General features: G+C 61.1%; 13 protein-coding genes and 1 tRNA gene. All 14 read left to right on the plus strand.

The features are described from left to right. Positions 1 to 23 precede the first annotated feature (23 nt). The 14 genes from ruvC (at position 24) to QWB57_RS05615 (ending at position 10,982) form a co-directional block, all read left to right on the plus strand. Entirely contained in the window at positions 24 to 560 is a 537-nt protein-coding gene (ruvC, locus tag QWB57_RS05550; RefSeq protein ID WP_223626237.1) for a crossover junction endodeoxyribonuclease RuvC, read from the plus strand. Continuing rightward, a complete protein-coding gene (gene ruvA / locus QWB57_RS05555; protein ID WP_288968670.1) occupies positions 557 to 1,141 on the plus strand; it encodes a Holliday junction branch migration protein RuvA in 585 nt (194 codons plus the stop codon). The genes ruvC and ruvA overlap by 4 nt, the downstream gene beginning before the upstream one ends. A gap of 21 nt (positions 1,142 to 1,162) precedes the next feature. Beyond that, positions 1,163 to 3,076, plus strand: coding sequence for a potassium transporter Kup (locus QWB57_RS05560; protein WP_288968672.1), 1,914 nt, complete (start codon positions 1,163 to 1,165; stop codon positions 3,074 to 3,076). Between the two features lie 13 nt (positions 3,077 to 3,089). Then, on the plus strand, positions 3,090 to 4,115 hold the full coding sequence (gene ruvB / locus QWB57_RS05565; RefSeq protein WP_288968673.1) for a Holliday junction branch migration DNA helicase RuvB: 1,026 nt from the start codon (positions 3,090 to 3,092) through the stop codon (positions 4,113 to 4,115). Beyond that, a complete protein-coding gene (gene ybgC / locus QWB57_RS05570) occupies positions 4,108 to 4,524 on the plus strand; it encodes a tol-pal system-associated acyl-CoA thioesterase (RefSeq protein ID WP_223626245.1) in 417 nt (138 codons plus the stop codon). Before ruvB ends, ybgC begins: the two co-directional genes overlap by 8 nt. Positions 4,525 to 4,538: 14 nt before the next feature. Next, the gene (gene tolQ, locus QWB57_RS05575) at positions 4,539 to 5,315 is read left to right on the plus strand and encodes a protein TolQ (protein ID WP_223627702.1); all 777 of its coding nucleotides are present in this window, start codon (positions 4,539 to 4,541) and stop codon (positions 5,313 to 5,315) included. 4 nt (positions 5,316 to 5,319) lie between these two features. Then, the gene (tolR, locus tag QWB57_RS05580) at positions 5,320 to 5,778 is read left to right on the plus strand and encodes a protein TolR (RefSeq protein ID WP_223626247.1); all 459 of its coding nucleotides are present in this window, start codon (positions 5,320 to 5,322) and stop codon (positions 5,776 to 5,778) included. A 10-nt stretch (positions 5,779 to 5,788) separates the two neighbouring features. Further along, positions 5,789 to 6,673, plus strand: coding sequence for a cell envelope integrity protein TolA (locus QWB57_RS05585; protein WP_223626249.1), 885 nt, complete (start codon positions 5,789 to 5,791; stop codon positions 6,671 to 6,673). Between the two features lie 95 nt (positions 6,674 to 6,768). Further along, positions 6,769 to 8,073, plus strand: a complete 1,305-nt coding sequence (gene tolB / locus QWB57_RS05590) for a Tol-Pal system beta propeller repeat protein TolB (RefSeq protein ID WP_288968675.1) — start codon at positions 6,769 to 6,771, stop codon at positions 8,071 to 8,073. A 103-nt stretch (positions 8,074 to 8,176) separates the two neighbouring features. Continuing rightward, positions 8,177 to 8,698: a peptidoglycan-associated lipoprotein Pal gene (pal, locus tag QWB57_RS05595; RefSeq protein WP_223627719.1), complete on the plus strand. Its 522-nt coding sequence runs from the start codon at positions 8,177 to 8,179 to the stop codon at positions 8,696 to 8,698. Then, complete coding sequence (gene ybgF, locus QWB57_RS05600) at positions 8,698 to 9,477, plus strand: tol-pal system protein YbgF (protein WP_288968677.1); 780 nt, start codon at positions 8,698 to 8,700, stop codon at positions 9,475 to 9,477. Before pal ends, ybgF begins: the two co-directional genes overlap by 1 nt. A 9-nt stretch (positions 9,478 to 9,486) precedes the next feature. Next, positions 9,487 to 10,173 (plus strand): 7-carboxy-7-deazaguanine synthase QueE, encoded by a 687-nt coding sequence (gene queE / locus QWB57_RS05605; RefSeq protein WP_288968679.1) that lies wholly within the window; start codon positions 9,487 to 9,489, stop codon positions 10,171 to 10,173. After that, a complete protein-coding gene (gene queC / locus QWB57_RS05610) occupies positions 10,170 to 10,865 on the plus strand; it encodes a 7-cyano-7-deazaguanine synthase QueC (protein ID WP_223626257.1) in 696 nt (231 codons plus the stop codon). Before queE ends, queC begins: the two co-directional genes overlap by 4 nt. Positions 10,866 to 10,906: 41 nt before the next feature. Further along, positions 10,907 to 10,982, plus strand: a tRNA-Lys gene (locus QWB57_RS05615). Positions 10,983 to 11,021: the final 39 nt, after the last annotated feature.

Genomic DNA, 11,021 nt, shown 5'->3' on the forward strand with positions numbered 1-11,021 from the left:
ACGGCAATCGGTCAACCTGCGTCGTGACTCGCATCCTTGGGATCGACCCCGGTTCGCAGCGCACTGGCGTGGGCATCATTGATGTTGATGCCACTGGCAAGGTGAGCCATGTGCATCATCAGCCGCTGGTATTGCTGGATGCGGAAACGTTTCCGCTGCGCCTGCGATTATTACTGGATGGCTTGTGGGCCTTGATCGAGGAATACACGCCCGATGAAGTGGCCGTGGAGCAGGTGTTCCTGTCCAACAATGCCATGAGTGCACTCAAACTGGGGCAGGCGCGCGGTGCGGCGGTGGCCGCTTGCGTGGCGCGTGATTTGCCAGTGAGCGAATACGCCGCAAAAGAGATCAAACTGGGGCTGGTGGGCAGTGGCGCGGCCGACAAGCAACAGGTGCAACATATGGTGGCGGTGATGCTGGGCTTGTCCGGCAAGTTGCAGGCCGATGCGGCCGACGCGCTGGCAGTGGCGATTACGCATGCGCATGTGCGCGCCAGTGCACAGCGCTTGGGCGTGGTCGCACGCACGGCATGGGCACGCAAGGGCAGGGGTCGGCGATGATTGGACGATTGAAAGGCATCCTGATCCACAAGGCGCCGCCGTGGCTGGTGGTGGACGTGCACGGCGTTGGCTATGAGTTGGAGGCGCCGATGAGCACGTTCTACGACTTGCCGGAGTTGGGGCGCGAGGTGTTTTTGTTCACCCACTACGCGCAAAAGGAAGACAGCGTGTCGCTGTACGGGTTTTTGCGCGAAACCGAGCGCCGCTTGTTTCGCGATGTGCAGAAAGTCTCCGGCATCGGCGCCAAAATTGCGCTGGCGGTGCTGTCGGGCGCATCGGTGGATGAGTTTGTACGGCTGATCCAAAACGGCGATGTCGCCGCACTCACCCGCATTCCCGGCATCGGCAAAAAAACCGCAGAGCGCATGCTGGTGGAACTGCGCGACCGTGCCACCGACTTGGGCAGCGCTGGCTCAGGCAGCACCGCATTGCCGGGTGACCCGGTGGCCGAATCCATCATCGCGCTACAGGCGTTGGGCTACAAACCTGCCGATGCCGAGCGCATGGCGAAAAAATCTGCAGGCGCGGGCGACGATGCCCCCGCCATCATCCGTAAAGCATTGCAGTCTGCGCTGCGTTGACAGACGGCTGTAGGTATCACTATGACTTCCGCACAATCCAGTCCCGAACAGCACAGCCATACAGAGGGGCACTCCGCCGGGCTTGCGCTGATCGTCGGTGCCATCGGCGTGGTGTTCGGCGATATCGGTACCAGTCCGCTGTACACGTTGAAAGAAGCGTTTACTCCGCACTATGGGTTGGTCAACAACCACGACACCGTGATTGGCCTGCTTTCGTTGATTTTCTGGGCCATCATGACCATGGTGACGCTCAAGTACGTGACGATCATCATGCGTGCCGACAATGATGGCGAAGGCGGCATCATGGCGCTGATGGCCTTGACGCAGCGCACGTTGCGCAATGGCTCGCGCTCGGCTTATGTGGTGGGCATTCTCGGGATTTTCGGGGCGTCCCTGTTTTTCGGTGATGGCGTGATTACCCCGGCCATCACGGTATTGGGGGCAGTTGAAGGCTTGGAAGTGGCCGCGCCTGGGCTGGAAAATTTCATCGTGCCCATTACCGTGGTGGTGCTGGTTGGGGTGTTCGCAGCGCAACGCTTTGGCACGGCACGTGTCGGCAAGGTATTCGGCCCAGTGATGGTGTTGTGGTTCATCTCTCTTGCGGCGATTGGCGTATGGAATCTGTTGGCAGCACCTGAAGTTCTTAAAGCCTTGAATCCATGGTGGGCGGTGCAGTTCTTTGCCGAGCATCACTGGCATGGCATTTTCATTTTCGGCGCGGTGGTGCTGGCGGTGACCGGTGGCGAGGCGTTGTATGCCGACATGGGGCACTTCGGTGCACCGCCCATTCGCAACGCATGGTATTTCTTTGTATTGCCCTGCCTGGTTCTGAACTATATGGGGCAGGGTGCGAATGTGTTGAAGCACCCGGAATCGGTGGCCAACCCGTTTTTTGAAGCGGTGCCGGAGTGGGCGTTGTACCCAATGATCCTGTTGGCCACGATGGCGGCAATCATTGCCTCGCAATCGGTGATTACCGGTGCGTTTTCGATGTCGCGGCAGGCGATGCAGTTGGGCTATATCCCGCGCATGTTGATCAAGCACACCTCGCGCGACACCATCGGTCAAATCTATGTGCCCGGCATCAACTGGTTGATGATGGTGACGGTGATTGCGCTGGTGCTGGCATTCCAAAGCTCCACCAACTTGGCCTCCGCCTATGGCGTGTCGGTGTCGGGCACGATGCTGATCGACACCTTGCTGCTGGCGTTGTTGGCGCGTGCGCAGTGGGCTCGCGCACGTTGGTGGGTGCTGCCATGCTGCTTCTTCATAATTCTGGTGGATATTGGTTTCCTGATTGCCAATGGGGCCAAATTTTTCCACGGTGCATGGTTCCCGATTGCACTGGGGCTGCTGGTCTTCACCATGATGCGGACTTGGCGGCGCGGGCGTGAATTGCTGCGCGAGGAAGTCCGCAAAGACGGTATCCAGTTGGATGTATTCCTGCCCGGCTTGATGCTGGCACCGCCGGTGCGCGTGCCAGGGACGGCGGTGTTTTTGACCGCAGATTCCGGGGTTGTGCCACATGCCTTGTTGCATAACCTCAAGCACAACAAAGTCCTGCATGAGCACAATGCATTCTTGACAGTGGAGACACTGAATGTGCCGTATGCACCGAAAGATCGGCGGATGAAGATCGACTCGATTTCCGGTGATGATTTCTATCGCGTCATCATTCGCTATGGCTTTATGGAAACCCCGGACGTGCCCGTAGCCTTGATGCGCAGTTGCGACCAATGCGAGCTGACCTTCAACCCGATGGATACCACCTATTTCGTCAGTCGTGAAAGTATCGTGGCGGGCCGCCATCGCGGCATGCCGATCTGGCGTGACAAGCTGTTTGCTTTCCTGCATCGCAATGCCGCACCGGCTACCAATTTTTTCCGAATCCCCGGCAATCGCCTGGTGGAATTGGGCGCGCAAGTAGAGATTTAGCGATAATCCCGGGATGACCGACTCCCGCATCATCACCCCCGCCGCCACCCGCGAAGACGAAATGCTGGAGGCGTCCATCCGTCCCAGGCGGCTGGATGAATATCTTGGCCAGCAGCCGGTGCGCGAGCAGATGCAGATCTACATCGAAGCCACCAAGGGGCGCGGTGAGGCACTGGATCACGTGCTGATCTTCGGGCCACCGGGGCTCGGCAAGACCACGCTGAGCCATGTCATCGCCAACGAACTGGGTGTGAACTTGCGGGTGACCTCCGGGCCGGTGATCGAAAAAGCCGGCGACTTGGCGGCGCTGCTGACCAATTTGCAGGCGCATGACGTGCTGTTTATTGACGAAATCCATCGGCTGTCACCGGTGGTCGAGGAGATCCTCTACCCGGCGATGGAGGACTACCAGATCGACATCATGATCGGCGAAGGCCCGGCGGCACGTTCGATCAAATTGGACTTGCCGCCGTTCACCCTGATTGGTGCCACCACCCGCGCGGGTCTGCTCACTGCACCGCTGCGCGATCGGTTTGGCATCGTGCAGCGGCTGGAATTTTATTCGCCGGAAGAATTGACCCGCATCGTGCGGCGCTCGGCGCAGATTCTGGGCATTGCCTGCGATGCCGGCGGTGCCGCCGAAGTGGCGCGGCGCGCACGCGGGACCCCGCGGATTGCCAACCGTCTGCTGCGACGGGTGCGCGATTTCGCGCAGGTGAAGGGCAACGGCATGATTGATGCAGCCAGTGCGCGTGCTGCCATGGACATGCTGAAAGTCGATCCGGAAGGCTTTGATGAGCTCGACCGGCGCATGCTGGGCATCATCATCGACGCCTTCGATGGCGGCCCGGTGGGGGTGGAGTCGCTGGCGGCGGCGCTGTCGGAAGAACGCGGCACGCTGGAGGATGTGATCGAGCCCTACCTGATCCAGCAGGGTTTCCTGATTCGCACCGCGCGCGGGCGCATGGCCACGCCGAAGGCGTACCGGCATTTGGGCTTCAAGCCGAAAGCCGATGCGGCGGAGTTGTTCGATGGCTGAGCCGTTTGTGTGGCCAATACGGGTGTATTGGGAAGACACCGATGCCGGTGGGGTGGTCTATCACGCGCAATATCTGGCGTTCATGGAGCGTGCCCGCAGTGAATGGCTGCGCAGCGTGGGCGTGCATCAGGACGTCTTGAAGCGCGATGCCGATCTGGTGTTCGTGGTGCGTGCGCTGCAAACCGATTTTCGTGCGCCGGCGCGGCTGGACGATCAGCTTTCGGTCAGCGTGGCTCTGCTTGAATGTCGCGGTGCCAGTTTTGTGCTGGCGCAGCGGATTGAACGCAATGGCGCGCTGTTGGTCGAAGCGACCGTGAAAATCGCAAGTTTGTGCGCATCCACCTTTCGACCCAGTCCAATCCCGGGTTTTCTGTTGTCGCAATTGCACCTTTTGCCGGAGGCTTCCTGATGCCCGTTTCAACCATGCTGCAATCCCTGCCGCAGGCGCTGCCAGACAATGGCGCTACCCAGACAGTGGAGCTGGCCGGCAACGGCGCACAGGCGGCCTCGGCTGCACCGGTGGATCATGGCCTGAACATCTTGCAGTTGGTGTTGCACGCCAGTATCCCGGTGCAGTTGGTGATGCTGCTGCTGTTGGCGGCATCCTTGGCTTCGTGGGTGATTATCTTGCGCAAAAAGCGCGTGCTGGATCGCGCCGAAAATGAAGCCGATCGCTTCGAGGAAACCTTTTGGTCGGGTATCGAGCTGCCCAAACTCTACGCCACCGCCACCGAGCGCCATCGCAGTATTGAAGGCCTGGAAGCGATCTTCGAAGGCGGCATGCGCGAGTTCAACCGCATTCGGCAGCGCCGTGGTGTCGACGCACGCATGCAGCTGGAAGGCGCGCAGCGGGCGATGCGGGCCACCACCTCGCGTGAACTGGACGGGCTCGAGCGCAATCTGGAATTTCTTGCCAACGTGGGCTCGATCAGCCCGTATGTGGGCCTGTTCGGCACCGTATGGGGGATCATGATTTCGTTCCAGGGCTTGGCCTCGATGAAGGAAGCCACCATTGCCACGGTGGCGCCGGGGATCTCGGAGGCGCTGGTTGCCACCGCGATGGGCCTATTCGCGGCGATCCCGGCGGTGTGGGCGTACAACCGCTTCGCCACCCGCGCCGAGCGCATGGCGGTGCGCTACGAGACCTTCGGCGAAGAATTCGCGTCGATCCTGCAGCGTCAGACCCATTCGGACGACTGAGCGCATGGCCGCGACCTCCAATCGCCGTGCGCGCAAGCGCAAACTCAAGGCCGAAATCAACGTCGTGCCTTACATCGACGTGATGCTGGTACTGCTGATCATCTTCATGGTCACTGCGCCCTTGCTCAATGTCGGCGTGGACGTGAACCTGCCGCAGGCCAATGCCAAATCACTTGAACAAAAGAAAAAACAGCCACTGGTGGTGCAAGTGTTCAGTGATGGCAAATTGGGGCTGATGTACGAAGGCCTCAACCGCCCGCAAGCAATGGACGAAGCCGCACTGCTGATCAAAGTAGCCGCCTTTGTCCATGCCGACCCGGATGTATCGGTGTATGTGGCGGGCGATGGCGACGTGCGCTATCAGGTGGTGTATGCGCTGATGGGCAAGTTGCAAAGCGATGCCAAAGTGTCACGGGTCAGCCTGATGGGCGCGCCACCGGCAACGGCCAAACCGGGCAAGTGATAGGCGATTTGTGAAGCAGACCCGCGCCGATACCAGCATTGCTCTCATGCAGGCCATTGGCTTGCATGTGCTGCTGTTTGCGCTGCTGTTTGTCGGGCTGAAGCTGTCGCGGGAGGTGCCGATGCAAGCGGCGCAAGGTGACCCGATCGAGGCTGATTTGGCCACCGCCAGTGACCTCAGTGCGCAAATGCAGCGCGCCTTGCAACGCAAGCCGGTGGAGCAGGCACTTGCCCCGGTGCCAGTGCCGGAGCCGCTGCCAACACCGATTGAAGAGCAGCCCACGCCGCCAAAATTGACCGAACTGCCGCCACCGGTGCCTGACCCTGCGCCGGTCGAACAGGAAAAAGTGCAGCGCGATGCGGTAACGCCAGCGACCACCAAGGTGCTGCAAGAGCAAGAAGAAAAGCGCAGGAAACCTGAGCAGGCCGAGCTGGACTCACAAAAACAGGAATTGTCTGCACGCGAAAAGCTGTTGCAGGAAATCCGCAAACAACGGGAGTTGGCCGCACGCGATCGCACGATGGCCGAGCAGCGCGCTCAGCAATTGGCCGATGCCCGCACCAGTGCCGCGCCACCCAGCCGGCCGCCACCGGGCGACCCCAATAGCCGGCTGCGCAAAAGTGCCAGCTACCAAGTGGCACTGATGAATGCGATTTTGCGGCAGTGGACACGCCCGGATTCGGTCAAGCTGGGGCAGACCTGCGAGGTCCTGATCAAGCAGATTCCGGGTGGCGAGGTGGTCTCGGTGCAGGTGTCGCCAGGCTGCCCGTACGACGATCTGGGCCGGCGCTCGGTGGAAGCGGCGGTGATGAAGGCCTCGCCGTTGCCGTATGCCGGCTTCGAGGACGTGTTCGTGCGTGACCCGGTGTTGAAGTTCCGCGCCGAAGACCTGTGATGGGTGTGAAAACCGTGGCTTGGTCCGCAACTGTTCACCCTATCGCAGCGCAAATAGGCGATCCTGTTCATCTTGCTGACCGATTGTGAAGCCGCATGCACAAGATCGCCCGCCGATTGCTATTGCCGTTGTTATTGCTGCCCTGCTGTGCCGCGCTGGCGCAGTCACGCGGTGGCTTGGAAATCGATATCGTCGGCGGTAATGCCGCAGCGCTGCCGATTGCGGTGGTGCCGTTTGGCGGCGATTGTGGGCAAACCGATGTTGACGGCGTGGTGCGCGCTGATTTGGGCCGGTCCGGCCAGTTTCGCACGCTGGATCCGGCGACCTTGCCCGAGCGCCCCACCGAGGGTAGCGAAGTCGCGTATCCCACCTGGCGCATGCTCAAACAGGATTTTTTGCTGGTGGGCCGTTGCGTTCCCAATGGCGGCGATTACCGCACCGAGTATGAATTGTTCGATGTCGCCAAGCAGCAGCGTCTGCTGGGCTTCGCATTGACCGCGCCGGGCGCTGCGCAGCGCGATGTGGCGCACCAGATCAGCGATGCGGTGTACGAAAAAATCCTCGGCGTGCGGGGCGCATTCTGGACGCGCATTGCCTATGTCACATCCACCGGTTTGGGCCGCGAGGCCAAATATTCTCTGGTGGTGGCCGATGCCGATGGCTTCAATCCGCGTACCGTGGTCAATTCCAGCGAGCCGTTGCTGTCACCGTCGTGGAGCCCGGATGGGCATAAGCTGGCGTATGTCAGTTTTGAAGGCGGCAATTCCGGCATCTGGATTCAAGATATCGCCACCGGTAGCCGCGAAAAAATCACCAACTTCCGTGGCATTAATGGCGCGCCAAGTTTCTCGCCAGACGGCACCCGCATGGCGATGACCCTCTCGAAGGGTGGCAACCCCGACATCTACGTGATGGACTTGGCCAGCAAACACCTGACCCAGATCACCAATCAATTCAGCATCGACACCGAAGCCACCTGGAGCCCGGACGGCAGCAGCCTGTACTTCACCTCCGATCGTGGCGGGCGACCGCAGGTGTACCAAGTCTCCGCCAATGGTGGCAGCGCCAGCCGCGTGACGTTTGACGGTAGTTATAACGCCAGCCCGTCGCTGTCGTTTGATGGCAAGAAGCTGGCCACCGCGCAAGGGGCTGGCAATGTCTATCGCATCGCCCTGATGGACCGCAGCACCGGCAGCCCGCGTTGGAGCATGCTCTCGCCCGGCTCGCTGGACGAATCCCCCAGTTTTGCCCCGAATGGCGCGATGGTGCTGTATGCCGCGCGCGAAGGCCAACGTGGTGTGCTGTATGCAGTGTCGGCCGATGGTCGCGTGCGGCAACGCTTGGTCCTGGCCAGCGGCGACGTGCGCGAACCGGCGTGGTCGCCGTTCCGACAGAAATAAGCGCGAGATGCCGGCATAGGACCGCCGTATTCACATCGCAATGACTACACTGCTGCAACTCACCCCGAACTCACGAACAGAGGTATCCACCATGAAGGCTTCCATCCCCCAGATCGCCCGTATCCTGACCATTGCCGGCCTGACTGCATTCGTTGCCGTGGGTTGCGCCAAGAAGGTCAAGGAAACGCCGCCGCCGACCAATGCGGTGGACACCACCACCACCGCACCGATCACCGAGACCCCGCGCGCCGGTGTGTACACCCCCGCCGACCTCGATAGCGATGCCTGCCTGCGTCAGCGCGTGGTGTACTTCGATCTGGATCAGGATGCGTTGAAGCCGGAATTCCAGGCCATCATGAATTGCCACGCCAAGTACCTGCGCGACCGCCCGAGTGCGCGTCTGCGCCTGGAAGGCAATGCCGACGAGCGCGGCAGCCGCGAATACAACCTGGGTCTGGGGGAACGCCGTGGCAATGCGGTGTCCTCGGCACTGCAAGCCAATGGCGGCGGCAGCAGCCAGCTATCGGTGATCAGCTACGGCGAAGAGCGTCCAGTCTGCACCGAATCCAACGAGGCTTGCTGGAGCAAGAATCGTCGCGTTGAACTGGTGTACAGCGCCAAGTAATGCGTACCTTCGCATCCATTGGCGTACTTGCGGCGGCACTGATCGTGTCGCCGCAAGTAATGGCCCAGCGTGCCAGTTTGGCCGATCGGGTGGCGGTGCTGGAGCAGCGTGCTGCCGGTGAACAAAACGGCACCGAGCTGGTCAATCAGATCAGCCAATTGCGCAGCGAAGTGCAGGAGCTGCGTGGCCAGCTGGAGCAACTGCAGCAGCAGCAAGAGCAAGCCAAGCAAAGCCAGCGTGCGCAATATCTGGACCTGAGCGGGCGCCTGGATCGCTTGGAAAATGGCAGCACTGCGCCAGCCGGTACCGCGGCGGTACCGCCACCCGTCTCGACATCTGCAACCGCCACTGCGCCAACCGCAGCGGCGGCTGGCAGCGGGCTGGCCGGCAAGGACGAGCAAACCGCCTATGGATATGCATTTGATGCCCTGAAGAGTGGCGACTACGTGGAATCGGCGCGCCGCCTGCGGGACTTTCTGGCTGCATTTCCGGGCGGCCAGCTGGCCCCCAATGCCTTGTATTGGTTGGGTGAAAGTTATTACGTCACCCAGAACTATGCGATGGCAGGCGATCAGTTTCGTGCCCTGCTGGATCGTTACCCCAGCCACGACAAAGCGCCGGGAGCCTTGCTCAAACTGGGGCTGACCCAATACGGGCAGAAACAATATCCGCAGGCCGAAGCCACCTTGCGGCAGGTGTTGCAGCGTTACCCCGGTACCGACGTGGCACGCACCGCGCAGGATCGGTTGCGTTCCATGCAGATCGCCGGCAACCGCTAAACTGTACCGATGAACGACGTCGCCGATGCGGCCGCCGCAGCGGCGGCCCTCCAGCCCGAGCGCCTCAAGCTCACCGAAATCTTCCTGTCTCTGCAGGGCGAAGCCCGCGATGCGGGTTGGCCCACGGTGTTCGTGCGGTTGACCGGCTGCCCCCTGCGCTGCACCTATTGCGACACCACCTATTCGTTTTACGGTGGGCAGTGGTGGGAGATCGACGCTATTCTGGCGGAGGTGGCCAAACACGGCGTGCGCCATGTGTGCGTCACCGGCGGTGAGCCGTTATCGCAAAAACGCTGCCTGACCTTGCTGGAAAAGTTGTGCGATGCCGGTTATGTGGTGTCGCTGGAAACCTCGGGCGCTATTGCCATCGACGGTGTGGATACGCGGGTGTCGCGGGTGCTGGATATCAAAACCCCGGGTTCGGGCGAAGTGGCGCGCAACCTGTGGAGCAACCTGCCGCTGCTGACCGCGCACGACCAGGTCAAGGCAGTGATTTGCTCGCGTGAAGATTTCGATTGGGCCAAACAAATCGTGCTGCAACATCGCTTGTTCGAGGTGTGCGACGTGCTGTTTTCGCCCAGCGCCGGCCAGATCACGCCGCGTACGTTGGCAGACTGGATCATCGAAGAAAAATTACCGGTGCGCTTTCAGATGCAATTACACAAAGTGTTGTGGGGCGAGGAGCCGGGCCGATGAAACCTGCAGTGGTACTGGTGTCCGGGGGCATGGATTCGGCGGTGGTGCTGGCCATTGCCCGTGAGCAGGGATTTGCGGCACATGCGCTCAGCGTGCGCTACGGCCAGCGTCACACCTCGGAATTGGATGCCGCCGCACGCGTGGCCATCGCCCTTGGCGCGGTGGCACACAAGACCGTGAATGTGGATCTGCGCAGCATTGGCGGTTCGGCATTGACCGACGATATTGCGGTGCCCACCGACACCGATGGCCACATCATCGGGCAGGGCATCCCGTCCACCTATGTGCCGGCGCGCAACACCATCATGCTTTCGGTGGCGCTGGGCTGGGCCGAAGTGTTGGGCGCCACCGACCTGTTTTGCGGGGTCAACGCGGTGGATTATTCCGGCTACCCGGACTGCCGCCCGGCGTTCATCGCCGGCTTCGAAGCGCTGGCCAATCTGGCCACCAAGGCAGGCGTGGAGGGCAGCCACTTCCGGGTGCACGCGCCACTGATGCGCATGAGCAAAGCCGAGATCGCGCGTGAGGGCCTGCGCCTGGGCGTGGACTTCGCGCAGACCGTAAGCTGCTATCAGGCCGATGCCGATGGCCGCGCCTGCGGCCATTGCGATGCCTGTCATTTGCGTGCACAAGGCTTCAATGAAGCCGGAATTTTGGACCCAACCCGCTACATGGCGGCGCGATTCGGTTAGAATGCGCACCCCGATGCAATGTCGGGCATCGTTTTCCCTGTGGGCCGTTAGCTCAGTCGGTAGAGCAGAAGACTTTTAATCTTTTGGTCGATGGTTCGAATCCATCACGGCCCACCATCGAATTCACAAAGAACCCAGGCTGGATTGCCAGCCACG

This window comes from uncultured Thermomonas sp. (assembly GCF_937872235.1).
Classification (GTDB): Bacteria; Pseudomonadota; Gammaproteobacteria; order Xanthomonadales; family Xanthomonadaceae; genus Thermomonas; species Thermomonas beijingensis.